Annotated in this window: 25 protein-coding genes and 1 tRNA gene; 12 read left to right on the forward strand and 14 right to left on the reverse strand. The window is 63.2% G+C overall.

Going from position 1 to position 25331, the window contains the following annotated elements; translation table 11 throughout:
* Nucleotides 1–24 precede the first annotated feature (24 nt).
* Entirely contained in the window at nucleotides 25–609 is a 585-nt protein-coding gene (locus AC3EMP_RS23395; protein WP_352711456.1) for a nitroreductase family protein, read from the reverse strand.
* A gap of 163 nt (nucleotides 610–772) precedes the next feature.
* On the opposite strand from AC3EMP_RS23395, the gene AC3EMP_RS23400 reads away from it, so the two are divergent.
* Nucleotides 773–1735, forward strand: coding sequence for a hypothetical protein (locus AC3EMP_RS23400; RefSeq protein ID WP_023695450.1), 963 nt, complete (start codon nucleotides 773–775; stop codon nucleotides 1733–1735).
* 58 nt (nucleotides 1736–1793) lie between these two features.
* On the opposite strand, the gene AC3EMP_RS23405 is transcribed toward AC3EMP_RS23400, so the two are convergent.
* Both AC3EMP_RS23405 and thrS read right to left on the reverse strand, forming a co-directional pair.
* Entirely contained in the window at nucleotides 1794–2732 is a 939-nt protein-coding gene (locus AC3EMP_RS23405) for a lysophospholipid acyltransferase family protein (RefSeq protein ID WP_023695451.1), read from the reverse strand.
* A gap of 85 nt (nucleotides 2733–2817) precedes the next feature.
* Nucleotides 2818–4791, reverse strand: coding sequence for a threonine--tRNA ligase (gene thrS / locus AC3EMP_RS23410; RefSeq protein ID WP_488494682.1), 1974 nt, complete (start codon nucleotides 4789–4791; stop codon nucleotides 2818–2820).
* Between the two features lie 207 nt (nucleotides 4792–4998).
* On the opposite strand from thrS, the gene AC3EMP_RS23415 reads away from it, so the two are divergent.
* Nucleotides 4999–5835: an SAM-dependent methyltransferase gene (locus AC3EMP_RS23415; protein ID WP_023695453.1), complete on the forward strand. Its 837-nt coding sequence runs from the start codon at nucleotides 4999–5001 to the stop codon at nucleotides 5833–5835.
* A gap of 13 nt (nucleotides 5836–5848) precedes the next feature.
* Here the strand turns inward: AC3EMP_RS23415 and blaOXA are convergent, their stop codons facing one another.
* Together blaOXA and yidD are read right to left on the reverse strand one after the other, a co-directional pair.
* Nucleotides 5849–6664, reverse strand: coding sequence for a class D beta-lactamase (blaOXA, locus tag AC3EMP_RS23420; protein WP_023695454.1), 816 nt, complete (start codon nucleotides 6662–6664; stop codon nucleotides 5849–5851).
* Between the two features lie 158 nt (nucleotides 6665–6822).
* Nucleotides 6823–7191, reverse strand: coding sequence for a membrane protein insertion efficiency factor YidD (gene yidD / locus AC3EMP_RS23425; RefSeq protein ID WP_023695455.1), 369 nt, complete (start codon nucleotides 7189–7191; stop codon nucleotides 6823–6825).
* 372 nt (nucleotides 7192–7563) lie between these two features.
* Here yidD and AC3EMP_RS23430 point away from each other — a divergent pair, with 372 nt between their 5' ends.
* Complete coding sequence (locus tag AC3EMP_RS23430; RefSeq protein ID WP_352711464.1) at nucleotides 7564–8499, forward strand: LysR substrate-binding domain-containing protein; 936 nt, start codon at nucleotides 7564–7566, stop codon at nucleotides 8497–8499.
* Here the strand turns inward: AC3EMP_RS23430 and AC3EMP_RS23435 are convergent.
* Both AC3EMP_RS23435 and AC3EMP_RS23440 read right to left on the reverse strand, forming a co-directional pair.
* Nucleotides 8496–8948 (reverse strand): hypothetical protein, encoded by a 453-nt coding sequence (locus tag AC3EMP_RS23435; RefSeq protein WP_023710656.1) that lies wholly within the window; start codon nucleotides 8946–8948, stop codon nucleotides 8496–8498. The genes AC3EMP_RS23430 and AC3EMP_RS23435 overlap by 4 nt on opposite strands.
* A gap of 3 nt (nucleotides 8949–8951) precedes the next feature.
* Nucleotides 8952–9398 (reverse strand): iron-sulfur cluster assembly scaffold protein, encoded by a 447-nt coding sequence (locus tag AC3EMP_RS23440; protein WP_023710657.1) that lies wholly within the window; start codon nucleotides 9396–9398, stop codon nucleotides 8952–8954.
* A 241-nt stretch (nucleotides 9399–9639) separates the two neighbouring features.
* Here AC3EMP_RS23440 and folE point away from each other — a divergent pair, with 241 nt between their 5' ends.
* The 3 genes from folE (at nucleotide 9640) to AC3EMP_RS23455 (ending at nucleotide 11825) form a co-directional block, all read left to right on the forward strand.
* Nucleotides 9640–10275 (forward strand): GTP cyclohydrolase I FolE, encoded by a 636-nt coding sequence (gene folE, locus AC3EMP_RS23445; RefSeq protein WP_023710658.1) that lies wholly within the window; start codon nucleotides 9640–9642, stop codon nucleotides 10273–10275.
* A 35-nt stretch (nucleotides 10276–10310) separates the two neighbouring features.
* Complete coding sequence (gene hisI, locus AC3EMP_RS23450) at nucleotides 10311–10769, forward strand: phosphoribosyl-AMP cyclohydrolase (protein WP_023805328.1); 459 nt, start codon at nucleotides 10311–10313, stop codon at nucleotides 10767–10769.
* A gap of 84 nt (nucleotides 10770–10853) precedes the next feature.
* Nucleotides 10854–11825, forward strand: a complete 972-nt coding sequence (locus AC3EMP_RS23455) for a patatin family protein (protein WP_023667624.1) — start codon at nucleotides 10854–10856, stop codon at nucleotides 11823–11825.
* A 15-nt stretch (nucleotides 11826–11840) separates the two neighbouring features.
* Here the strand turns inward: AC3EMP_RS23455 and recJ are convergent, their stop codons facing one another.
* From recJ to AC3EMP_RS23475, 4 genes are all read right to left on the reverse strand, one after another.
* Nucleotides 11841–13625, reverse strand: coding sequence for a single-stranded-DNA-specific exonuclease RecJ (gene recJ, locus AC3EMP_RS23460; RefSeq protein ID WP_023815392.1), 1785 nt, complete (start codon nucleotides 13623–13625; stop codon nucleotides 11841–11843).
* A gap of 249 nt (nucleotides 13626–13874) precedes the next feature.
* Nucleotides 13875–15188, reverse strand: coding sequence for a homoserine dehydrogenase (locus AC3EMP_RS23465; protein ID WP_352711469.1), 1314 nt, complete (start codon nucleotides 15186–15188; stop codon nucleotides 13875–13877).
* Between the two features lie 50 nt (nucleotides 15189–15238).
* Nucleotides 15239–16456 (reverse strand): LL-diaminopimelate aminotransferase, encoded by a 1218-nt coding sequence (locus AC3EMP_RS23470; protein WP_023681615.1) that lies wholly within the window; start codon nucleotides 16454–16456, stop codon nucleotides 15239–15241.
* Nucleotides 16457–16545: 89 nt separating this feature from the next.
* Nucleotides 16546–16956: a hypothetical protein gene (locus AC3EMP_RS23475; RefSeq protein ID WP_023691128.1), complete on the reverse strand. Its 411-nt coding sequence runs from the start codon at nucleotides 16954–16956 to the stop codon at nucleotides 16546–16548.
* A gap of 97 nt (nucleotides 16957–17053) precedes the next feature.
* On the opposite strand from AC3EMP_RS23475, the gene phaC reads away from it, so the two are divergent.
* From phaC to AC3EMP_RS23490, 3 genes are all read left to right on the forward strand, one after another.
* The gene (gene phaC, locus AC3EMP_RS23480) at nucleotides 17054–18889 is read left to right on the forward strand and encodes a class I poly(R)-hydroxyalkanoic acid synthase (RefSeq protein WP_023744796.1); all 1836 of its coding nucleotides are present in this window, start codon (nucleotides 17054–17056) and stop codon (nucleotides 18887–18889) included.
* Between the two features lie 359 nt (nucleotides 18890–19248).
* Entirely contained in the window at nucleotides 19249–20370 is a 1122-nt protein-coding gene (locus AC3EMP_RS23485) for a YcbK family protein (RefSeq protein WP_023681618.1), read from the forward strand.
* A 324-nt stretch (nucleotides 20371–20694) separates the two neighbouring features.
* Nucleotides 20695–20769: transfer RNA gene (locus AC3EMP_RS23490), tRNA-Glu, on the forward strand.
* Nucleotides 20770–20915: 146 nt separating this feature from the next.
* Here the strand turns inward: AC3EMP_RS23490 and AC3EMP_RS23495 are convergent.
* From AC3EMP_RS23495 to AC3EMP_RS23505, 3 genes are all read right to left on the reverse strand, one after another.
* On the reverse strand, nucleotides 20916–21584 hold the full coding sequence (locus tag AC3EMP_RS23495; RefSeq protein WP_023688243.1) for a DUF2161 domain-containing phosphodiesterase: 669 nt from the start codon (nucleotides 21582–21584) through the stop codon (nucleotides 20916–20918).
* A 332-nt stretch (nucleotides 21585–21916) separates the two neighbouring features.
* Nucleotides 21917–22192 (reverse strand): DUF6074 family protein, encoded by a 276-nt coding sequence (locus AC3EMP_RS23500; protein ID WP_023681621.1) that lies wholly within the window; start codon nucleotides 22190–22192, stop codon nucleotides 21917–21919.
* 146 nt (nucleotides 22193–22338) lie between these two features.
* Entirely contained in the window at nucleotides 22339–22635 is a 297-nt protein-coding gene (locus tag AC3EMP_RS23505; RefSeq protein WP_023688240.1) for a DUF982 domain-containing protein, read from the reverse strand.
* A gap of 279 nt (nucleotides 22636–22914) precedes the next feature.
* On the opposite strand from AC3EMP_RS23505, the gene map reads away from it, so the two are divergent.
* From map to AC3EMP_RS23520, 3 genes are all read left to right on the forward strand, one after another.
* Complete coding sequence (map, locus tag AC3EMP_RS23510) at nucleotides 22915–23748, forward strand: type I methionyl aminopeptidase (protein WP_352711474.1); 834 nt, start codon at nucleotides 22915–22917, stop codon at nucleotides 23746–23748.
* Nucleotides 23749–23862: 114 nt separating this feature from the next.
* The gene (gene radC, locus AC3EMP_RS23515) at nucleotides 23863–24630 is read left to right on the forward strand and encodes a RadC family protein (protein WP_352711476.1); all 768 of its coding nucleotides are present in this window, start codon (nucleotides 23863–23865) and stop codon (nucleotides 24628–24630) included.
* Between the two features lie 197 nt (nucleotides 24631–24827).
* Nucleotides 24828–25226, forward strand: a complete 399-nt coding sequence (locus tag AC3EMP_RS23520; protein WP_023667656.1) for a RidA family protein — start codon at nucleotides 24828–24830, stop codon at nucleotides 25224–25226.
* Nucleotides 25227–25331: the final 105 nt, after the last annotated feature.

Consider the following 25331-nt stretch of genomic DNA (forward strand, 5'->3'; position numbering starts at 1 on the left):
ATAAAGGGGAATCGCTTTCGGGTGTCAGCCGTTCCACGGCCCCGCATAATCGGCATAGAGCTTTGCCGGATCGGGCCGCGGCCGTTCCGGCGCCGGTCCCTGATAGCAGCCGATATGGACGAAGCCGACAACACGTTCCTGTGGCGCCACTCCCAGCAGCGCCCTGCCCTCCGCCACGTCGGAATACCAGTTGCTGATCATGTTGGTGCCGTAGCCCAGCGCATTGGCTGCGATCATCAGGTTCATCGCCGCCATGCCGCCGGACAGGAACATTTCCCATTGCGGGATTTTTGGATTGTCCTTCGGGCTCGAGACCACGCCGATCACCAGCGGCGCACGCGAAAACCGAGCCAGTTCCTGGTTGCGGCGGTTTTCCGGCAGCGGTCCTTCGCGCTGTTCGGCGAGCGCCGCCAGCTTCCTGCCGATCTCGAGTCGCGCCTCGCCGCGATAGAGGATGAAGCGCCACGGCTCCAGTCGGCCGTGATCGGGCACACGGCTTGCAGCCGCGATCATGGTCGCGATATCGCCATCGCTGGGCGCCGGTTCCTTCAATTCAGGAATCGGTGCGGAGTTTCGGGTCAGCAGGAAGTCGATGATCGGCGACGCCATGGGGCCAGGTCTCCTAAAGCACTCGATTTTGAGCTGAAGCGCGCCATTGCGGGTGGGGCGGCTCGTGCATTGGCGCGGACGCGCCGGACGAAAGAGCCGTTGCCAAGGCGGATCGGACTCTTAAGCCTTGAAATTGCCACCGCCTTGGGCTTCAACGCAAGGCATGTTTGAGGGGACATCGCGCCTTTTCCTGATTTGGCTCGCCGTAGCGCTGTTTGCGCCGGCCTCGATGGCCATGGCGCAGAATGCCGACGGCATCGGCAATCTGAAACTCCCCGATATTTCGAGCTATGCACCGCCCAAGGGCGAGACGCCGCTGGCACTAGGTGGCGGCGGCGCCATAACGCTGTCGGCCCAGTTGACCGACAAGGGCGCCGACATCACGCGCGGCATCGTCTGGCGCGTCTTCAAGCCCGAGGCCGCCGGCGACGGCAAGCTGCCGATGGTGGCTTCCGCGCATGGCGGCAGCGCCGTGTTCCAGCTCGAACCCGGCAGCTATCTGGTCCACGCCTCATACGGACGCGCCGGCGCCACCAAGCGCATCACCGTCGGCAAGGACGCCAGGCGCGAAAGCCTGGTGCTCGATGCCGGCGGCCTCAAGCTCGACGCGGTGCTGTCGGGCGGCGTGCGTATTCCGCCGAAAAAACTGCGCTTCTCCATTTATGAGGGCACCGCCGAGGCCAATGGCGACCGCGCTTTGATCATTCCCGATGTCGAGCCGAACAGCGTCGTGCGGCTCAACGCCGGCGTTTATCATGTCGTCTCCACCTATGGCGCGGTCAATGCCGTCATTCGCTCCGACATCCGCGTCGAAGCCGGCAAGCTGACCGAAGCCACCGTCGAGCATCGCGCGGCGGAGGAGACCATGAAGCTGGTGCGCGAGACCGGCGGCGAGGCCATCGCCGATACATCCTGGTCGCTGCTCAACGAATCCGGCGACCCGATCAAGGAGGCCGTCGGCGCCTTCGCCTCGATGGTCTTGGCCGAAGGCCAATACACCATCATCGCCAAGAACCGCGACCGCATCTACCAGAAGGATTTCACCGTCGTTGCCGGACAGAACCAGGAGATCGAGGTCCTGGCCACCGAGGCGTCGGCCATCGATCCCGAGGAAGGCGCCGACTGACCGGCGCGCCCATTGGCCTCGGTTTGGCCCTCAGTTGAAGTGGTAGTTCAGGGCTACGTCAGGCGGCCTTGCGCAGGCGGCGCTGCAGGAAGTGGACCCGGCCGCGCGGCGCGTCGGGCGCCAGATCGAAGACGCCGCGATGAAGACGCTCAAGCAGCGCCTTGCGATCGCGCAGCGATTCCAGCTCGGCCCAGCTCAACAGGTTGCCGACGCGCACGTCGATCGTCTTGCCGGACAGCCGCGCGAATTCGCGGATGAGCATTGAAAGGCGCAACGTCAGCGACGCCTTGCCGACGAATTTCGCCACCCTTCCTTCGCGCTCCGCCATGTTCATCGGGCCGCTGACCAGATGGAACAGCCGGCCGTTCTGCCCGGAAAAATGCATCGGCACCACCGACGCCTTGGCGTCCTGCACGAGGCGCGCCGGAAACATCTTCCACGGCAGGTCGCGCGCCCGGCCAAAGCCTTTCGGCGCGGTGGCGACGCCGCCGGCCGGAAATACGACGATGGTGACGCCCTCCCTGAGCAGCCGCACCGCCTCGTGGCGTACCGCCAAGTTGTTCTTCACCGCGTCCTTGGTCTCGGAAAAGTCGATCGGCAGCGAATACGGTTCCATCTCGCGGATCTTCAGCAGATCCTTGTGGATCATGACGCGGAACGGACGCCCGAGCTGCTCGACGAGCGACAGCACGGCAATGCCGTCGCCAATGCCGAACGGGTGGTTGGCTACGATCACCAGCGGCGTGTCCGGCAGCCCCGCCGGCGGCCACCGATCGGTGCTGCGCACCTCGACGTCGATCAGCTCCAGCATGCGGCTGAACACGCGCTCGCCGGTCGGCGCCACCTGGCGGCGCCAGAAATCATAGAGCGCGGCATACCGGTCGCGCCCCGACAGACCTTCAATGGAATGGATGAACCAGCGCGTCAGCGCCGGCTGGCTCGCATTGGCGTAGGAGAGTTCGGGAAACGGCCTTTCCCGTATCTTCAGCTTGAGCATGGGGGCTCGTTACAAGGTTGGCGTGACAGGCATGTGAAAATGGCGGTGGATCGCTCCACCGCCATTTCTCCGAAATATTGATTGCTCAGGCCGCGCTGCGCCTTCGGTCGGGCGAAACAGCCTCGTCGGAAAGCAGCTTCAGCGCGTCGGCCAGCTTGAGCAATTCCTGATCGCGCGAGCCGAGCCGGCGGATGTTGACCGTCTCCTCTTCCGCCTCGCGCTTGCCGCATACGAGGATCACAGGAACCTTGGCCAGCGAATGCTCACGCACCTTGTAGTTGATCTTCTCGTTGCGCAGATCCGGTTCGGCCAAAAGTCCTGCCGCCTTCAACTGTGCGACGACCTTTCGCGCATAGTCGTCAGCATCCGAGGTGATCGTCGCCACAACCACCTGCAGCGGCGCGAACCACAGCGGGAAATGACCGGAATAATGCTCGATCAGGATGCCGAGAAAGCGTTCCATCGAACCGCAGATGGCGCGATGCACCATCACCGGCTGCTTCTTTTCCGAATCCGAACCGATGTAGAAGGCGCCAAAGCGTTCCGGCAGATTGAAGTCGACCTGCGTGGTGCCGCACTGCCATTCGCGGCCGATGGCGTCCTTCAGCACATATTCGAATTTCGGCCCGTAGAAAGCGCCCTCGCCCGGTTTGATCGAGGTCTTGATGCGGTTTCCCGAGCGCGTCCTGATTGTATCCAGCACGTTGCCCATGATCGCCTCGGCATGATCCCAGGCCTCGTCGGTGCCGACGCGCTTATCCGGCCGCGTCGACAGCTTCACGCTGACATCGTCGAAGCCGAAATCGGCGTAGGTCGACAGGATCAGATCGTTGATGCGCAGGCACTCCGCGGCCAGCTGCTCCTCGGTGCAGAAGATGTGCGCATCGTCCTGCGTGAAGCCGCGCACGCGCATCAGCCCGTGCAAGGCGCCGGACGGTTCGTAACGATGCACATTGCCGAATTCCGCAAGCTTTACGGGCAGATCGCGATAGGATTTCAACCCATGCTTGAATATCTGCACGTGGCCCGGACAATTCATCGGCTTCAGCGCGAACACGCGGTCGTCGTCGGTGTCGTCGCCGGCCACCGTCACCTTGAACATGGCATCGCGATACCAGCCCCAGTGGCCCGACGTCTCCCACAGGCTCTTGTCGAGAACCTGCGGTGCGTTGACCTCCTGGTAGCCCTGCTCGTCGAGGCGGCGGCGCATGTAGTTGACCAGATTCTGGAACATCTTCCAGCCCTTGGCGTGCCAGAAGACGACGCCCGGCCCCTCTTCCTGGAAATGGAACAGGTCCATCTCGCGGCCGAGTTTGCGGTGGTCGCGCTTCTCTGCCTCTTCCAGCATCGTCTGGTAGGCATCGAGTTCAGCTTGCTCGGCCCAGGCCGTGCCGTAGATGCGGGTCAGCATGGGGTTGTTCGAATCGCCACGCCAATAGGCGCCGGCCACCTTCATCAGCTTGAAGGCGTTGCCGATCTGCCCGGTGGAGGCCATGTGTGGGCCGCGGCAGAGGTCGAACCAGTCACCCTGGGAATAGATCTTGAGATCCTGGTCTTCGGGAATGGCGTCGATCAGCTCGAGCTTGTAGCGCTCGCCCTTCTCGGCAAAGACCTTTTTCGCCTTGTCGCGCGACCAGACTTCCTTGGTGAACGGCTTGTTACGCGCAATGATCTCGCGCATCTTCTTTTCGATCACCGGGAAATCGTCAGGCGTGAACGGCTCGTTGCGGGCGAAGTCGTAATAGAATCCGTTCTCGATCACCGGCCCGATGGTCACTTGCGTTCCCGGCCACAGTTCCTGCACGGCCTCCGCCAGCACGTGTGCTGCATCATGACGGATGAGCTCCAGCGCGCGCGGACCGCTGCGGGTGATGATCTCGACCTTGCCGGACTTGCCAAGCGGGTCGGAAAGATCGCGAACGGTGCCGTCGATGGCATAGGCGACAGCCTTCTTGGCCAGCGACTTCGAGATCGATTCGGCGAGGCCCGCACCGGTCATCGCCGCGTCATAGTCGCGGACGGAGCCATCGGGAAATGTCAGGGAAACGGAATTCAGCATCGGGTATCTCCTATCCAGTCCCGCAAACGAGCGCGGGTGGTCGTGGTGTGAAGCCGGAGGCATCCGGCAGCGGGCGGGTTTTAGAGGCCACGCGGCATCAGGTAAAGAGCCGTCGTTGGCGCAGCTGTCAGGAAATGGCGCGACAGATGTCGCAGGCCAGTCGCACAGGCTTGCGAATTTCCCCGACACGAGGTTGGAATCCCCGGCATGGAAGACGCAAAATCCAGCCGAACCGCCTTGGGCGTCGCGCGCATGCGGGCCCTCCACCAGTTCTCGCAGCAGGCGGCGCTGTTTCGCGACCCATATGCGAGTGCGATACTGGGCGATGCCGCACCGACGGTGCAGGAGCTCGAGCAGGAAGGTGAGCGCAGCCGGCGCATGCGCCTGTTCGTGGCAGCGCGCGCCCGCCTCGCCGAGGACTGGCTGGCTGCGGCGGTGCGCCGGGGCGTCCAGCAAGTGGTGGTGCTCGGCGCCGGCCTCGACACTTTCTCGCTGCGCAATCCGTACCCTGATGTCGCGGTGTTCGAAGTCGATCACCCGGCGACACAGGCCTGGAAACGGAAATGCATCGCCGATGCTGGTCTTGCCGAACCGCGGGCCACCATGTTCGTGCCGGTCAACTTCGAGCGCCAGCGCCCCGCGGATGGCCTGGCATCGGCCGGTTTGCGGCAGACCGAGCCCAGTTTCTTCATCTGGCTGGGTGTCGTTCCGTATCTGAGCCAGGACGCAATCTTCAGCACCCTGTCCTGGATTGCCGGCATGCCCGGTTCGGAGGTCGTCTTCGACTACAGCGAGCCGGCCGAGAACCGCGATGCGGCTGGACAGGCTGCCCTCTCTTTCCATGCGGCGCGCGTCGCCGCTGCCGGAGAGCCCTGGATCAGCTTCTTCGTGCCCGCGGCACTGGCGCAATCGCTGCGCGAGCTCGGCTTCGATGAGATCGAAGATCTGGAAAGCAGCGACATCGCCGCCCGCTTCTCCAGGACGCCAAAGGCGGAGACAAGGAATTCCGGCGGCCACATCCTTCGTGCCCGCCGGAGCACTTGAAGCTAAAGCAAGTTCACTTCACCAGTTGCGGCAACTCCCTCAGTAACGCCGCGCGTGTCGCCGGGCCTTTCGGCATGTCGATCGGCTTGGTGTCGACGACCAGCCGGGCGAAGACGATCCGGCGGCCGCCCTTTTCGGCCCAGCCGACGAACCAGCCCAGCGCGCGCTTGTCCTTGCTGTTTCCCAGCCTGGTGCTGCCGGTTTTGCCCCGCACCGTCCAGCCGCCGGCCTGGAAAGTCGGCAGGATGGCTCGGGTCATCTCATGCGCCTTGGCAGAAACCGGCATCTTGCCGGCGAGCAGCTGGCGCAGGAAGGCTGTCTGTTCGACCGGCGATATCTCAAGCGAGGAATTTATCCAGGATTGCGTGAGCCCGTTGTCCTTGTCGGCATCGCCCGAGACATCCATGTTGCCGTAGCCGAATTTCGAGACGTAGAGGGCAAAGCTTTTTGCGCCGAGCCGGCGCACGATCTCGCGCGAATACCATACGATCGAGTCGCGCTCCCAGATCGTCGGGTCGACGGCCTTGTGGTCGCGCTTCACGGCGTTGAACTCAGGCTTGTAGTCCCAGCTCGGTGTATGCGCGTCGCTGAGGACACCGCTGTCGTAGCCGATCAGCGCCAGCGGCACCTTGAAGGTCGACGCCGGGCTGACGCGTTGGTCGCAGACGCCGCTTTGATAGAGCGTCTCGCCGCTCGCCGCGTCCTGGATAAGCGTGCAGGCGAAATCGCCAAGCGGCGCCGATTGCGCCCGCATCGGAAATCCCAGAAACCAGGCCAGCAGGAAGAGGACCGCGGCAATGATGAAGGGATGGGTTTCGATCCGACGCATGTGGGCTCTCCTGGGAATGAACAGGAGGCGCTTAGCGAAGTGTCTTGGCTCGATTTTGACTCAAATGCGCAGTCTTTGTGCAGGCCGTTGTTAACCCTACCGGATCGTAAAGAAATGCCGCCCTGGCGATCTATATCAGGGACCCAGCGCGTCCGCCGTCAGGCCTCGCCGCGCTTCCTGCCGATCTGCCAATAACGCCATGGCGTGAACCAGACGTAGCTCGGAGCGAGCACCTCCGGCACGCGGTCGACACCATGCGTTCCGAACGGCCCGCAGCGCAGCACGCGAAAAAGCCCCATCCAGCCGCCGGCCCACAGGCCATGGCGGGCGATTGCCTCATGCGCGTATTCGGAACAGGTCGGCAGATGCCGGCAGGAATTGCCGACAAAGCCGGACAGCGTCAGCTGGTACAAGCGCACCAGCGACGTGCCGAAAATGCGGCCGGGTGTTTTGCGCCAGGGACCGGGCCAGTTGCGCCCGCGCCGGGTCTGTCCGGCGGCATGCACATGCCGATGCTGGTCGCCCACCGCAGTCTCTTTCCGAACGCGACCCCGAAACCGGCTTCCGGGTCAGCTTGCGTTTCCAAACCGATAGATGTGAGCTTCGGCCGGCAAACGCAATCCTCTTCACTCGCCTCTTTGTCGGCTTCAGGGTCGCGAGCGGCGAAAGGGATGCCGCTCCGCTGGAGCCGCCCAGCGGGTGGCCGGCCTTTGCTCGGTGCGCTGCACATGATGCTGCCTGTCGCCATGCCACTGAAATGTCGCGATCCGCATCACATCGCAAAAGATTTCCAGTAACTGGATCATGGCCGCATCTCCTTTGAGACGGATTAGACGCCCGCTGGCCTTCGCCTTCAAACGAGTATAATTTCCGGTTCAGATAACTTCGGGTTATGCGAAATGAAGCGCGGACGGCTGCCCCTGACGGCATTGCGAAGTTTCGAGGCAGCCGGCCGGCAATTGAGCTTTAGCCGGGCCGCCGAGGAGCTGTTCGTCTCCCAGGACGCCATCAGCCGGCAGATCCGCGAACTCGAGCAGTTCCTGCGCCAGCCCTTGTTCCACCGTCATCACCGTCGCGTCGAGCTGAGCGAAGCCGGCCAGCGCCTGCTCGATCAGTTGGTCAGGAGTTTCGACGACATCGACAGGCTGCTTTCGGACCTGGTGGCGGCCCCGGCGCAGTCGGTGGTTCGCGTCAGCGTCGAGCCGTCGCTGGCCTCTGTATGGCTGTTGCCGCGGCTCAACCGCTTCAGCCAGTTGCGGCCCGATATCGACGTTTCCCTCGAAGTCGACCCAAGGCCGATCGAGTTCCGCAGCGATCAGCCCGAACTCGCCTTGCGCTTCAGCGCGCGCGCCACCTCATGGCCGCGCAGCGAGGCCGAATGGCTCGCCTCGACCGTCGATTCACCGGTCTTGTCGCCGGCCTTGCTGGCATCGGGCCCTGCCCTCGAAAAGCCGCTCGACCTTGCCCGCTACACGCTGTTGCACGAGGAGAATCGTCAAGGCTGGGCGCGCTGGTTCGAGGCAGCCGGCGTGGCAGCCGACACCATTCCGGCGCGCGGCCCTATGCTGGCGGATGTGTCGCTGTCGAAGCAGGCGGCCCTGCTCGGCCACGGCGTGGCGCTGGGCGACCTCTTGCAGATCGGCGAGGAGATTGCATCCGGCGCGCTGATCAAGCCGTTCGACATTGATGTCGCATCGGGCGCCTACTGGCTGGTCGGCAGGAGTTTGAAGGACCTGGCGGAGCCGGCCAAGGCCTTCGCCGACTGGGTGAGAAGCGAATTTGCCGAAAGCAGACGGGCGCAGCAAACCAAGAGCCGCCTGACCGGCCTCAGCTAATTTGGCTTCTTGCGGAATTTTTCGAGGGCTTGGTCGAGCTTCTTCGCATCGATGCCCAGAGCCCTGTCCGAAGTATCCTGTCCCGGGTCGAATGTCAGCACGACATCACGCCACAGATCATAATGGGCCGTATAGGATGTCAGCCTGGAAAATGGTGCGCAGCGCGAGATGGCCCGGACAGCGGCCTCGGCAACCTTGTCCGGCGTCGGTGGCGCAGGGCTGAGGATTTTTGGCGGACCGGCGAGCGAACCGTCCTTGTTCAGGCTGAACTGGACGCGGACTATGCTGTGGGCGTCTACAGGTATGCTCCAGCAGAGCTGGATGGCCTTCTTGAGATACTCGCCGATATCGCGCTGGACCGCCACGTCCGCCCGGCTCGCGCCGCTGCTCAACGCAACTGCGCCAGCAAGGCTCGCGGCGAACACCAGGCTTTGGCGATCAAATGGCAAGGGTCACGCCGCCTCTTCCGCGCGCTTCTTCTCGATCTGGCCGATGGCGTCAACGACCGCATCGAAGGTCAGCATGGTCGAGGCATGGCGCGCCTTGTAGTCGCGCACCGGCTCCAGATATCTCAGATCGGCAAAGCGGCCTTGCGGCGGCGCGCCGTTTTCCTTGAGCATCTTCAGCACGGTGTCGCGCACCGCCCGCAATTCGTCGGCGCTGGCGCCGATGACATGTTGAGCCATGATCGAGGACGAAGCCTGGCCGAGGGCGCAGGCCTTCACGTCATGAGCGAAATCGGTGACGACGCCATTGTCCATCTTGAGGTCGACGGTTACCGTCGAGCCGCACAATTTGGAATGAGCCTTGGCGCTCGCATCCGGATGATCGAGCCGGCCTATGCGGGCGATGTTTCCGGCAAAACCCAGAATTTTCGCATTGTAGACGTCGTCAATCATATTTTTCCAATCCGTCGCCGCCAAGCGAACAGCGATTGCCGCTGTGACGTCTTTCATTCGCTGCGCACGACCATATATAATGCTGGCAGTCGGGTATCGACAAGGCAACGAAGAGCCATCGTCCTTGCCCATTTCGTTCACGCCGCTTGCGGGCTGGAAACCGGGCGAGTTTTCAGCACCCGAAAGGTCGTGGTCCGTTCAACTCGTTCCTCCTGAGAGAGGAACTACGGGAGACGCCTTTATGGATGCCGTCATCAAGAAAATCATGCCCCCTTCCGACTATCTGGACAGGCCGGTCACCGACAGGCCGAGCGAAGCCGAGGTCGAGGCCGCCGTGCGCACGCTGTTGCGCTGGACCGGCGACAATCCGGACCGCGAGGGCCTGATCGACACGCCCAAGCGCGTCACCAAGGCCTTTCTCGAAATGTTCAACGGCTATGACATGTGCCCGGCCGAAGAGCTCGGCCGCACCTTCGAGGAAGTCGCCGGCTATGACGATCTCGTCATCGTCAGGGACATCCAGTTCCACTCGCATTGCGAGCACCACATGGTGCCGATCATCGGGAAGGCGCATGTCGGCTACCTCCCGGACGGCAAGGTCGTCGGCCTTTCCAAGATTGCCCGTGTGGTCGATATCTTCGCCCATCGCCTGCAGACTCAGGAGGCCATGACCGCACAGATCGCCGGCGTCATCCAGGACGTGCTCAATCCGCGCGGTGTCGCCGTCATGATCGAGGCCGAGCATATGTGCATGGCCATGCGCGGCATCCGCAAGCAGGGCTCCACCACGCTGACCTCGACCTTCACCGGCGTGTTCAAGGACACGCCCGAGGAACAGGTCCGTTTCGTCACCATGGTGCGCGGCCTCGGGGCGTAAGCCCCTCGCCGGCATCGCTAGATCAAGGACCCGCGATGTCGGCACTAACATTTCCCAAGGCTCCATCGGACAAGAAGGCTCTCGAAGAAGGCGCGGTGTTTTCCCCGCGCTTCGATGCTGCCGGGCTGGTCACCGTCGTCGTCACCGACGCCGCTGACGGTATGCTGCTGATGGTCGCGCATATGAATCCCGAGGCGCTGGCGCTGACGCTCGAAACCGGCATCGCGCACTACTGGTCGCGCTCGCGCAGCACGCTGTGGAAGAAGGGCGAAACATCAGGCAATTTTCAGACCGTCGTCGAGATGCTCACGGATTGTGACCAGGACGCCATATGGTTGCGCGTCAAAGTGTTGGGCCACGACGCAACTTGTCACACCGGCCGGCGTTCATGTTTTTATCGGACGGTGGGGCTAATCGGCGGCAAGGCAACGCTTGCCGACGATGGCAGCACGCCGCTGTTCGATGCGGAAAAAACGTATCGGAAGCCCGCGTGAACCATTCAACAGTCGCAAACCACTCATATTCACTATTCTCAAACGTCCTTCCTGTAGAACGGACGCGGGACAAGGGAGATCATGATGCTCGAGTGGGCGTCATTGCGTAGCAGACCGGACGTGCGGGAGGCCAATGGCCCCTCATCGTCCGGCGGCGTGCCTGACCCGCAACCCGCGGGCAAGACAGGCATTTCGCTCGCGCTGGGCGGCGGCTGCGCACGCGGCTGGGCGCACATTGGCGTGCTGCGCGCGCTCGACGAAGCCGGCATCGAAGTCTCGATGATCGCCGGCACCTCGATCGGCGCGCTGGTTGGCGGCTGCTATCTCGCCGGCAAGCTGGACGAACTCGAGGAGTTCGCCCGCAGCCTGACCAAGCGGCGCATCTTCGGCCTGCTCGATCTCAATCTGCGCGGCAGCGGCCTGTTCGGCGGTATGAAACTGGACGTCAGGCTGCGCGAGCACATGGCAGGCATCCGCTTCGAGGATCTGACGAAACCGTTCGTCGCCGTTGGCGCCGAAATTCGCACCGGCCATGAGATCTGGCTGTCCAGCGGTTCGCTGATCACCGCGATGCGGGCTTCCTATGCGCTGCCCGGCGTGTTCGAACCGGTGAATTGCAACGGCCGCATTCTGGTCGACGGCGCGCTGGTCAACCCGGTTCCGGTTTCGGTCTGCCGCGCCTACGAGCAGCCGCTGGTCGTCGCGGTCAACCTTCACTACGATCTGTTCGGCCGCGCCGCCGTCATCAAGCACAGCGCCGGGGAACTGCTCATCGAGAAGGACGCTCCCCGGCCAGGCCAGGCCAGCCCCGACCACCAGCCGCACCAGAGCCGTCTCGGCATCACCGGCGTCATGGTCGAAGCCTTCAACATCATCCAGGACCGGATTTCACGCGCAAGGCTGGCGGGCGATCCGCCCGACATGTCGCTCCAACCGAAACTCAGCCATATCGGCTTGACCGAATTCCACCGCGCGGATGAGGCGATCAGCGTCGGTTACCAGGCGACGATGGCGCAGATCAGCGAGTTGAAGCGGCTGCAGACGGTTCTCGCTTAAACCAGTTCGGCAATGTCAGGCTTTGGCCGCATCGGTGATGCGGAACTGCACCGTGCGGTTGCCGTTCCAATAATTCCCCGACAGCGAGCCGGCTACATGGATCGTGTTGCCCCTGTTCTTGAACAGGAATTCGCCCAGCGCGGTATCGACGGATCGAAAGGCGATGCCCTGGATGCGGCCGCCGCTTTCCGACTGCAGATCAGCCCGGATGTGGTTGGTGCCGACGGCCCGCGCGTCGGCCAGCCGATGGCGCGGCAGCGCGAACACCGGCGCGACATGGCCGGCGCCGAAAGGCCCGGCCTTCTCCAGTGCATCGAGCAAAGCAATCGTCGCGCCCTCGGCGGCGAGCGCGCCGTCGACGGCCAGACTTTCTTCGTCCTGCAGCCGGAACACTTCGGCCGCCGCGCGCTCCTCGAAGAAAGCACGGAGTTCGCCGAGCTTGGCGCGTTCCACCGTGATGCCGGCGGCCATGCCGTGGCCGCCGCCCTTGACGATCAGCCCGGCATCGGCGGCTGCGCGCACCAGCCGTCCGAGATCGAAGCCCGACACCGAACGGCCAGAGCCGGTGCCGATGCCATTGGCGTTGAAGGCGATGGCGAAGGCCGGCCGCCGCGCATGGTCCTTCAGCCGCGAGGCGATCAAGCCGACAATGCCGGGATGCCAATTGGTGCTGGCGGTGACGATGATGGCCGGCCCGTTGCCGCCGGCAAGTTCGGCGTCAGCCTCGGCGCGCGCCGCTGCCAGCATCTCCAGTTCCATCTGCTGGCGTTCCTGGTTGAGCCGGTCGAGTGTCTCGGCAATGGTCCTGGCCTCAACCGGATCGTCGGTGGCGAGCAGCCGGCTGCCAAGTGCTGCATCGCCGATGCGGCCGCCGGCATTGATGCGCGGCCCAATCAGATAGGCGAGATGAAAGGTGCTTATCGGCTCACCGATGCGGGACACCCGCGCCAGTGCGGCGAGCCCCTCATTCTTCTGCTGCCGCGCCATCTGTAGTCCCTTGACGACGAAAGCGCGGTTCACGCCGATGAGCGGCACCACATCGCAAACCGTGGCCAGCGCCGCCAAGTCGAGCAACGACAACAGGTCCGGTGGCGCTGCGTCGGGCAATCGGCTGCGCAGGACCCTCGCCGTCTGCACCAGAGTGAGGAAGACGACACCGGCGGCGCACAGATGGCCTTGCCCGGAAAGGTCGTCCTCGCGATTGGGATTGACGACCGCGGTCGCCTCCGGCAGCGGGCCGCCGACCTGATGGTGGTCGAGCACCACCACATCGGCGCCTGCGGCCTTGGCGGCATCGATGGAGACAGCGCTGTTGGTGCCGCAATCGACGGTGACGATCAGCGTCGCGCCGCGCGAGACCAGTTCGCGCATAGCCTCCGGATTGGGGCCGTAGCCCTCGAAGATGCGGTCGGGAATGTAGATCTCCGAAGGCACCGAGAAATGCGTCAGGAAGCGCTTGAGCAACGCCGAAGAGGCGGCGCCGTCGACATCGTAGTCGCCGAAGATTGCCACCTTCTCCTTGGCCATGACCGCTTCGGCGATGCGGGTCGCAGCCTTGCCCATGTCGGTCAGCGAAGCCGGATCCGGCAACAGATTGCGGATCGTCGGATCGAGGAAGCGCTCGGCCTGGTCCGCGGTGACGCCCCGTCCGGCGAGCACGCGCGCCACAATGTCGGGCACGCCGTGGCCCTGCGCTATGGCGAGCGCAGTCATGTCCTGCCGCTCGCTCAACCGGTGTTCCCAGGAAACACCGGTCGCCGACTGCCTGACATCGAGGAAGAAGCGTTTGTCGCCCGTCATAGGAGGCGTAATCTATAGATTGTCATTTCCGGCAATATGCGACGGCTAAACAGGAAAGTCTCAAAACTTTTCCACATCCTGGTGACGCGCCTTGATCTCGCGGCTCACGCCTCCGCCCGAGCCCGATGATGATTGGTGGGTTCGACCTGAAATCTCAATCCGGCTCCAAATCAAAAAGATAGAGCATTATGGCGTCTGAACCACTTTTCAGCAGCAGCATCAATCGGTTAAAGGAGAAAAATGACTTGGCTAGCCCGCACGCTCGATGCGGATAACCTGCGGCTTGTCTGTGAGGTGGCCGTCCTTGGTGATGCCGTCGACAGCCTTGTGCACGGCTGCTTCCGTGGTCTCGTGGGTGACCAGGATCACCGTCTTTTGCGCATCCGTCTCGCCGCTGACGGCATGCTGGACGATCGATTCCAGCGAAATATCATTGTCGGCCATGCGCTTGGCGATCGCGGCAAAGACACCGATGCGGTCGTGCACGGTCAGCCGGATGAAATAGCCGCCGGCATGGCTGCGCATCTGCGCCTTCTTGTAGGGGCGCAGTTCCTTGGCCGGCAGGCCGAACACCGGACCGTGCTGGAAGCCCGGCCGGCTCTTGGCAATGTCGGCGATATCGCCGACCACGGCGGACGCGGTGGCGTTGCCGCCGGCGCCCGGGCCGGAGAGCAGCAGTTCGCCCAGAATGTCGGTTTCGATGGCCACTGCATTGGTCACGCCATGCACCTGTGCGATCACCGACGCGGTCGGCACCATGGTCGGGTGCACGCGCTGCTCGATGCCGCTGTCGGTGCGCTGCGCGACACCGAGCAGTTTTATCCGGTAGCCGAGATCGGCGGCAGCGCGGATATCGGCCTGGCTGATATTGGAAATGCCTTCCATGTAGATGTCGTTGGCGGCGATCTTGGTGCCGAAGGCCAGGCTGGTCAGGATCGACAATTTATGCGCCGTGTCATGGCCCTCGATATCGAAAGTCGGATCGGCTTCGGCGTAGCCCAGCCGTTGCGCGTCCTTCAGGCACTCGTCGAAGGAGATGCCCTCGGCCTCCATGCGGGTCAGGATGTAGTTGCAGGTGCCGTTCAGGATGCCGAAGACGCGGGTGACCGAATTGCCGGCCATCGCCTCGCGCATCGTCTTGATGACCGGGATGCCGCCGGCAACTGCCGCCTCGTAGTTGAGCAGCACGCCCTTCTTCTCGGCGATTTCGGCAAGCGCCACGCCGTGCTTGGCCAACAGCGCCTTGTTGGCGGTGACGACGTGGCGCCCAGCCTCAAGTGCTGCCTTGACCGACGAACGCGCCGGGCCTTCATCGCCGCCGATCAACTCGACAAAGACGTCGATGTCGGCGGTCTGCGCCATCTTCACCGGATCATCGAACCATTTGGCGGCGCTGAGGTCGACGCCACGGTCGCGCTTGGCATTGCGAGCCGAAACAGCGGTGACGATGACATCGCGTCCGCACTGGCGCGTCAGTTCCGCTGCCTTGTCGCGCAGCACGCGCGCCACCGAGGCGCCAACCGTACCCAGACCCGCAATTCCAACACGCAACGCTTCAGCCATGCCCGGCGACGCCCCTCAAAAAATCTGCTCGAATAAGATGTGCGGCGACTTTAGCGATGCGCGGCGAGCGGCACCACATTGTTCGGCTGCTTGGCGCTGGACGCCAGGAAGCGCTTGATGTTGCGCGCCGCCTGCCGGATCCGGTGCTCGTTCTCGACCAGCGCGATGCGGACATGATCGTCGCCATGCTCGCCAAAGCCGATGCCCGGCGCCACCGCCACGTCGGCGTGCTCGATCAGGAGCTTGGAAAACTCAAGCGAGCCGAGATGCTTGAACGGCTCCGGGATCGGCGCCCAGGCGAACATCGAGGCAGCCGGTGCCGGAATGGTCCAGCCGGCGCGGCTGAAGGCATCGACCATGACGTCGCGGCGCTTCAAATAGACCTCGCGAACTTCGGCGATGTCGGCGCCGTCGCCATTCAGCGCATGCGCCGCCGCCACCTGGATCGGCGTGAAGGCGCCGTAATCGAGATAGGACTTCACCCGCGTCAACGCCGAGATCAGCCGCTCATTGCCGACGGCGAAGCCCATGCGCCAGCCAGGCATGGAGAAGGTCTTCGACATCGAGGTGAACTCGACGCAGACATCGATGGCGCCCGGCACCTGCAGCACCGAAGGCGGCGGATTGCCGTCGAAATAGATCTCCGAATAGGCAAGGTCCGACAGGATGATGATGTCGTTCTTCTTGGCGAAGGCGACCACGTCCTTGTAGAAATCGAGCGAGGCGACCAGCGCCGTCGGGTTCGACGGATAGTTGAGGATCAATGCCAGCGGCTTCGGGATCGAATGACGGACACCGCGCTCGAGCGCCGGGATGAAGCCGTCATCCGGCTCGACCTGCAGCGAACGGATGACGCCGCCCGACATGATGAAGCCGAAAGCATGGATCGGATAGGTCGGGTTGGGGCACAGGATCACGTCGCCCGGCGCGGTGATCGCCTGCGCCATATTGGCGAAGCCTTCCTTCGAACCGAGCGTCGCCACCACCTGCGTGTCGGGATTGAGCTTCACGCCGAAGCGGCGCTGATAATAGGCGGCCTGGGCGCGGCGCAGACCTGGGATGCCGCGGGAGGAGGAATAGCGATGCGTGCGCGGATCGCGCACCACTTCGCACAATTTGTCGACGATCGCCTTCGGCGTCGGCAGGTCCGGATTGCCCATGCCAAGGTCGATAATGTCGGCGCCGCGCGAACGGGCGCTGGCCTTCAGCCGGTTGACCTGCTCGAACACGTAGGGCGGAAGCCGGCGGACCTTGTGAAATTCTTCCATGTCAGTTCCAGACGATTTAAGATTGGCTTTAGCACAGTTGGCTTGGCTAGGCGCCTTGGCAAAGACCGCTTTCGGCGCGCGATATAGCCTTATTTGCAGGTAGGGTCGAGGGCGGGATCGCATTTGGCTTCGATCTGCTTCAGCGTGTCCTTGCCATGGTTCTTCGCCAGCGAGTTCAGCGCCGCCGGGCTGGTGGACGGGGCACCGCCGCCGCCCTTGGCCACTTGCCCCTGCTGTTCGCCCTTCAACTGGGCAAGCTTGGCCTGCGTCTCCTCAGGGGTGAGTTGCCTTGCCGCCACCTGCGGCGGGATGTTGAGATTGGGATAAGAGCCGGTGTCCTGCGCGCCCTGCGTCAGGCCGACATTCATCCCGTTGCCGGTATTGGCGCTCGTGCAGCCACTTGCCGCCAGCAGCCCTGGCGCCAGACAGGCGATTGCAACCGCGACGCGGCAAAAGCGGCCTGCCCCCGAAAAAATGGTCTTGCCGGTGTTAATCGTCATATTGTTTTCCTGGCAGCCGGGGTACAGCGCATTGGACCCGGTCAGATGTCCCATGATAATATGTCAAGAAAACGCCTCGGGAGGAACCCCGCGAGCCATGTCCAAAACACCTGATTCGAGCAAAGCGGAAGATGATCAATCTTCGACCGTCGAGCAATATCTGGTGAAAGACCCGGAACGCTTCGCGTTGAACATGGCGCGCATGGTCGAGCAGGCCGGCAAAGCCGCCTCCGCCTGGGCCGAGCCGCGCGAAAAGGGCGAGGTGCGCGATCATGTCGCCGAACCCGTGGTCGACATGGTAAAAACCTTTTCCAAGCTCAGCGAATATTGGCTGGCCGACCCGCAACGCGCGCTGGAAGCGCAGACGCGACTGTTCGCCGGCTACATGACGGTCTGGGGCAACGCCATCCAGAAGGTTAGCCCGAATGCCGAGGCGCCCGAAGATGCGGTCAAGCCCGAGCGCGGCGACAAGCGTTTTCAAGACCCCGAATGGGGTCGCAACGCTTTCTTCGATTTCCTCAAACAGGCCTATCTCGTCACCTCGCGCTGGGCGGCCGACCTGGTCGAGCACGCCGAAGGCCTCGACGATCACACCCGCCATAAGGCCAGCTTCTACGTCAAGCAGGTGTCCAATGCCATCTCGCCGTCGAACTTCATCCTGACCAATCCGGAGCTGTTTCGAGAAACCGTTGCCTCGAATGGCGAAAACCTGGTGCGCGGCATGAAGATGCTGGCCGAAGACATCGCCGCCGGCAAGGGCGACCTGAAGCTGAGACAAGCTGACTATTCGCCCTTCGAGATCGGCAAGAACGTCGCGACATCTCCCGGCAAGGTGGTCGGGCGCAGCGATGTCGCCGAAATCATCCAGTACGATCCGACGACGGAGACGGTGCTCAAGCGCCCGCTGCTGATCTGCCCGCCCTGGATCAACAAGTTCTACATCCTCGATCTCAACCCGCAAAAGTCCTTCATCCGCTGGGCGATCGAGCAAGGCCATACCGTGTTCGTCATCTCCTGGATCAATCCCGACGAGCGGCACGGCGCCAAGGGCTGGGAAGCTTACATACGGGAAGGCCTGCAATACGGCCTCGACACGATCGAGAAGGCGACCGGCGAGAAAGAGGTCAACGCCATCGGCTATTGCGTCGGCGGCACGCTGCTGGCGGCCGCACTCGCACTGCTGGCACAGGAAGGCGACAACCGCATCAAATCGGCGACCTTCTTCACCACGCAGGTCGACTTCACCCATGCCGGCGACCTGAAAGTCTTCGTCGATGAGGACCAGGTGGCAGCGGTCGAGAAATCGATGAACGAAAAGGGCTACCTCGACGGCACCAAGATGGCGACCGCCTTCAACATGCTGCGCTCGGGCGACCTGATCTGGCCTTATGTCATCAACAATTACATGCGCGGCAAGGATCCCCTGCCCTTCGACCTGCTCTACTGGAACGCCGATTCCACCCGCATGGCGGCTGCAAACCACTCCTTCTACCTGCGCAACTGTTATCTCGAGAACAATCTGACTCGTGGCGTGATGGAACTCGCCGGCCGCACTGTGTCGCTGGCCGACGTCACCATCCCGGTCTACAACCTGGCGTCAAAGGAAGATCACATCGCGCCGGCCCTTTCGGTGTTTCTCGGCTCGCAATATTTCGGCGGCGACGTCGAGTTTGTGATGGCTGGTTCCGGCCACATTGCCGGTGTCGTCAACCCGCCGGCAGCCAAGAAATACCAGTACTGGACCGGCGGCAAACCGACGGGCGATTTTGGCCAGTGGCTCGCCTCGGCGGTGGAGCATCCCGGCTCCTGGTGGACGCACTGGCAGCACTGGATCGAAACCCAGGACGACACCCTCGTTCCGGCCCGCAAACCGGGCAAGAATATGAAAACCCTGGGTGATGCCCCCGGCACCTATGTGAAGGTCCGCGTGTAACGCCGGCACCTTTTGCAGGTGCCTGTGTGTAACGGAATGTAATGTCTGGTGAGTTGACGGGCCGGCAAAACGGGGCGAAATGGTGTCGTCAACCTTCAAGAAGCCTCAATTGGCCTCCAACGAGCAAATAATTCAGAGGCTTGCAGAATTGACACAAGTCTCGTTTCCGGTTTGGGAACACAAGGTTATTGGATGTGAACGTTTCGACGCCGCACCAATAGCAGGCCGACCGGACACCGAGGGGGAATTTAGTTTTGAAATCAGTAGGATCGCGTCTCGCGGGGAGAGAAGGTCGCACTATAGCGGCAGCGCTTTTCTCCGTGCTTCTGGCGTCCTGCACCTCCGCTGGCGACCCCACAATGTCCGTCGGCATGCCTGGCTACAACGCGACCGCTTCTGACATCGCCGCGGCTTCCGGCGCCAGCCCTGCGGCGCCGGGCGATTCGACCGTGCAGGTCACATCCACCGGGCCGCAGATGATGATGACGGCAGCGGGCGATGCGACACTGCCCGAGCAGGTCGCCTATGTGCCGGTGGCCAAGCCCGGCACCGGCTTCCCGGTCAATGTTCCCGCCGGCTCCGAAACCATTGTCGGCCAGACGCCGCAATCGCTGCAGCAGTCAGCACAGACCGCGGCCGCAACGGACGCCGTGGCGCAGAAGATCGCCGCCGCCGATGCCGGCGTGATCGCACCGAAACCGACTGCCGCGGCACCCGCGCCCGGCGAGGTCTACGTGACCGCCGCGCCCCAGCAGATCGACACGCCGAAGAAGGGCTTCCTGGCCTCACTGTTCAGCACCACGCCAACCTCGGCGGCACCTGCTCCGCTGGTCAACTCGCGCTCGGGCGAACAGCCTGCGGTTGCTGCCCAGAAGGCCGCCCCGGCAAAGCCGATCATCACGTTGGCCTCAGCCAGTTCGGCCGACAAGCCCTTGCAGCTTGCCTCGCTTGGCAACGAGAGCAACCACATCACCGGCAGCGATGCCTTGCCCGGCGTGCGCCAGACGGCGCTGTTCGAGATCAAGCGCAAATCCGGCCTCGACGACGAAAGCGACGTCGACCTGAACGAGGACGAGGGTTCGGGCGGCGCCTATCAGGTGGCTTCCGCCGCCGGCCTCGCCCGGTTGGCGCCCAACGGCCTGTTGAAGCAAAACGAGAGCGTCGACGTCGCCTGCCTGAAGCCGTCGCTGGTGCGGGTGCTGAAGACCATCGAAGGCCATTACGGCCGCAAGATGATGGTCACATCAGGCTACCGCGACCCGGCCCGCAACCGCCGCGCCAACGGCGCCAAGAATTCGCTGCACATGTATTGCGCCGCCGCCGACATCCAGGTTCCCGGCGTCTCCAAATGGGAACTGGCGAGCTACATCCGAACCATGCCCGGCCGCGGCGGCGTCGGCACCTACTGCCATACCGAATCCGTTCACGTCGACGTCGGCCCCGAGCGCGACTGGAATTGGCGCTGCCGCCGGCGGGGGTAGCATCCCCATTCGGCAAACGGGCCGAGGGGCTGTTAGCAGCCCGCCGTTTTTTCCGATTAGCTATCAGCGACGTTCGAGATTAGCCGAGGCACCCGCGACTTCGTCATCCTATGGCGAAGCAAGGAGCGCAGCGACGCGGCGCAGACGCGAGGATGACGACTGCGCGGCGCATTCGTCCAAAGATGTGCAACGACGCGAGGCCAGAAAACCTGCGCTTGCTCACCAAACTGGCCGTTTTCGCCCCTCTTGAAAAAAGTTTCCGCATCTGGCGGCTGATGGGTTGCCGGTTGGCAACAACGCAATTATAAGCCGCTTCGTCTGAGCGCGCCCATCGTCTAGCGGTTAGGACACCGCCCTTTCACGGCGGTAACAGGGGTTCGATTCCCCTTGGGCGTACCAGATCTTTCAGGAAAACAGGAAGCCTCGCGGCAGCCGCCGAACTAGCAGCGGCTGGAAGGGTGGCGCGGCGCATCGGTTGAAACGGCGAACAGCGGCTGCCGTGCCGAGGTTTCCCTCGGCGCCTGCTCGCGGCAATCTCCGGCCACTCACCCTTGGTCGTGCGCTACCTGCGGCCAGCGCTGTAACGCCGCGTGGCCACCCTCGGTCAGCGCGTAGACGCCGCGCTCGGCCCTGGCGAACCAGCCATAGACATTGTCCAATAGGATGCTGGCCGCGCGCGGCGAAATCGCTTTCAGATCGCGCGGGCGTTTCGGCCCGTCGGTCATGGCTGCGGCGCAGGCCAGCGCATCCTGCCGGTAGGCCGTCATGATCGGGGCTCGCGAGCCACCGCCGACCACCGGATCGCCGCGCCGGCGCCGGTGTTCCTCCATCAGCCGCGAGCGCCGCTTTGGATCGCGACGCGGCGGCAGAGCGGCCGGGCTGAGCAGCAATTCGACCTCCCCCTTGCCGCTGACAGCCAGAAGCCCGAAGCCGAGCCGCCGGCACAGCGCGCGAAAACGGCGGTCGTGCTCGCGGCCTTTGCCACGCGCCGACATGCGCGCGGCCAGCCACACTTCGTCGCATGCCGCCGCGCGATCGACACCTTGCAGCACCAGTTCGAGGTTGAACTGCAATTTCAGTTCGCAGATGACCAGCACAGGCGGCTCGCCGTCGCGCACCGCCACGATATCGCAGTGGCCGACTTCGCCCTTCACCGTGAATTCCAGGCTCTCGAGAAACCGCTTCACCGGGATGTAGAGAGACGTTTCCTGCATCGCGCAGGCATAGCCGATTCGGATCGGGTCGGCACAGGGATCGCCGAGAGGCCGACGCCTTGCGCTAAGCCGCCTTGAGACCCACTGTTTGCAAAGGCGGCCGTCAGGCAGGTCTCCGGCATGATAGTCCCGCCATAGCGCTCGACGATTTCCTTGGCGATGACCGACGTCGCCAGGGCCGAGCGCGACCAGTATTTCATCGCCTGTCTCGCGTTCAACAAGGCGCTCGCCGTGGCTGGGACGGCACAATCGACAGCGTAAGACCCGAGATACGTCGACGCCAAGACCGGTCCACGGTTGGCCACACAATGATGAGCGCGTGTGTTTTGAGGCTAGGGGCGGGTGCGCGTCCGGCGCTGCCCTGGTGCGGCATCGTCCGCCTTGAAATGCATCTCGTCCTGGACCGCGGCGAAAAACCGGCGGACATCGTTGGCCGCCGAAGCCGCATCGCAGCCGGCCGCGACCGCCTTGTCGAGGAGTTCGCGCGCCGTGGCCTTCCAGAACGACGTGGCCGTGTCGCCGTGCAGTCTGCCCAGCCTTGCGGCGACCTCGCGCACCAGCACGGTCTGCCGATCTAGCGGGAAGGTACGCACATTGGCTGAAGACATATTCTGCACCATGAGACTGACGCAACGAATCAGACGCTGCTCTATGGCTCATGCCTAGCTGTGAAGTCGGAAACGGAACCTTAACGCCGCGGAGTCCGCGCCGATTGGAACGAGTCGGTTGGCCGGCCTCCAGGCCAAGTAGAACTCTAGACCCTCAGGCCCCTCGCCTCGCCGGCGCGCTTGGCTGTAACCATCATGTCCCTGGCCAGCAGGCCACTGACCCGGCAAAACGCCATGAAGGCGCGCCATGCGTCCTCAGTCCTGACCACATCCACCGTGGCCCCGAAACAGGCATTGAACGCCGCTTCATAGACCTTGCCCTGTCGCTTCTTTGGCCAGTCATGCAGGATATCCAGCGCCTGTTCGACGCTGTATATTTCCTCTACCGGCAGCCCGGGCGCGGGCGCGATGCGCACCGGCACCTCGAATTGCAATCTGTCCATTCTATATATCCCGAACTGGCGTCGACCACAGCAACGCCATTCGTCGTCAAAAGTTGCTTTAGCTGCTTTTGCGCGAAAATGTGTCGTCAGTGCGATCTCGGCATTCGGAGGAGATCGCGCACCTGGATGTCATCTGAGCGGCCGCGCAAGCCAGGAATATCGCCAGTATCAGTCCATTGCCGGCAGTTCTTCCTTGAACCTTGCGGCTTGCAGTGCCAAATCTGGGGAAATTTTCTAACGGGCTGATATGCGCCGCCCGCTTACAGGCAAACGGACACTATGGTCACCTATCTCGACGCCGCCACGGCACCCCTCAGGAATACCGGCCAGATCCGCCTCTATGGCGAAGAAGGATTTGCCGGCATGCGCAGGGCCTGCGATCTCACCGCGCGCTGCCTCGATGAACTGGTGCCGATGGTCCAGCCGGGTGTCACCACCGAGACCATCGACCGTTTCGTCTTCGAATTCGGCATGGACCAAGGCGCGCTACCGGCGACGCTCAACTACCGCGGCTACACCAAATCGTCCTGCACCTCGATCAACCACGTCGTTTGCCACGGCATTCCAGACAACAAGCCGTTGAAGGATGGCGACATCGTCAACATCGATGTCACCTACATCCTCGACGGCTGGCACGGGGATTCCTCGCGCATGTATCCCGTCGGCACCATCAAGCGCGCCGCCGAACGCCTGCTCGAAGTCACCCACGAGTGCCTGATGCGCGGCATCGCGGCGGTCCGGCCCGGCGCCTGCACCGGCGCCATCGGCGCCGCCATCCAGACCTATGCCGAGGCAGAGCGCTGCTCGGTGGTGCGCGATTTCTGCGGCCACGGCGTTGGCCAGCTGTTCCACGACGCACCAAACATCCTGCACTATGGCACCGCCTCGGAAGGCGTCGAGATGCGGCCGGGCATGATCTTCACCATCGAGCCCATGATCAATCTTGGCCGGCCGCATGTGAAAGTGCTGTCGGACGGCTGGACGGCGGTGACGCGCGACCGCTCGCTGTCGGCGCAGTACGAACACACGATCGGCGTCACCGAAACTGGCTGCGAGATTTTCACCCTGTCGCCAAACAAGCTCGACCGCCCCGGCCTGCCGGCGGTCAGCTGAAAACAAGATCACCTCAAGCCGCGGCTTTGAGGCGCCGTCGCCGAAAAAACTCGACCGCGCGCTGCTTACCGCTCTAATCTGCCGTCGAAGCCTTCGGGGAGTGTGGGGGGGTCGATGGGGAAGAGCGGTGACGACGAACGGGGGTTCTTCTCCGAGCGGTGGCTTGAACCGCCGGCGAAGGACAAGACGCCCAAGGACAAACTGACCGAGACGCCACACTATCACGGCCATCGCGACCGCTTGCGCGAGCGCTTCGTTGCCGGCGGCGCGGACGCCCTGCCCGACTACGAACTTCTCGAACTGCTGCTGTTTCGTCTGATCCCGCGCGTCGACACCAAGCCGATCGCCAAGGCGCTTTTGGCGCGCTTCGGCACTTTTGGCGAAGTGCTTGGCGCACCGGTGGCGCTGCTGCAGGAGGTGAAGGGCATCGGCCCCGCCGTGGCGGTCGACCTGAAGGTGATTGCCGCTGCCGCGCAGCGCATGGCGCGGACCGAGGTTCGCGACCGCGAGGTGCTGTCCAACTGGACGCAGCTTCTTGCGTACTGCCGCTCGGCGATGGCGTTCGAGAACCGCGAACAGTTCCGCATCTTGTTTCTCGACAAGAAGAACGTGCTGATCGCCGACGAGGTACAGCAGGTCGGCACCGTGGACCACACGCCGGTCTATCCGCGCGAAGTGATCAAGCGCGCGCTGGAACTGTCGGCCAGCGCCGTCATCCTGGTGCATAATCACCCATCAGGCGATCCGACACCATCGCGTGCGGACATCGAAATGACCAAGCAGATCATCGACAGCGCCAAGCCGCTCGGCATCGCCGTCCACGACCACATCATCATCGGCAAGAAAGGCAATGCCTCGATGAAGGGCCTGCTGCTGATCTGAGCCCGACGCTCGCCGGCGCCGTCAACCCAAACGCCACCGCTCGCGAGCCAATCAGCAACATTCCGCTTTGGCTCAAATGCCCACGGTTGCGGTGTAGAAGTGATATTGCGACGGAAGCGCCCGCTTCGGCGACAATGTGGTAGACCCGCGAATACGAAGCAGCCAGTTCCCGACAGCCATTGCAGGAGATCTATTCAATGACGCTCGAATGCATAAATCCAAATGACCTGCCGATTCCGGAAATGTACTCCCAGGTCGTCGTTGCGACAGGAAGCAAGCTGGTGTTCGTCTCGGGCCAGCAGCCAGAAGACATACACGGCAAGCTCGTTGGCCATGGTGATTTCGCAGTCCAGGCGCGCCTGGCGTTCGGGAATCTCGGCCGAGCGCTTGCTGCCGCCGGCGCTCGGCCCGAGCAAGTCTGCAAGATCACGATCTACATCGTCGATTACAAACGCGACGAACACGTGCCGATCATCGAAGCGGCCCAGGTCGAGCTGTTCGGCGATCACAAGCCGGCAAACGTAGTGGTCGGGATAGCAGTGATGTCTCCCGGCTACCTGATAGAGATCGATGCGATCGCGGTCATCGACCCGTAGGCCAAGCGAGGACGCGTCAAGTCGCCCAAACCAATCCCGGAGCTCGCTGCGAGATTGCCACGACTTTGATCTCTCCATCCATCCACGATCACATCGTCATCGGCA

It is taken from the genome of Mesorhizobium sp. P160219 (assembly GCF_057786095.1).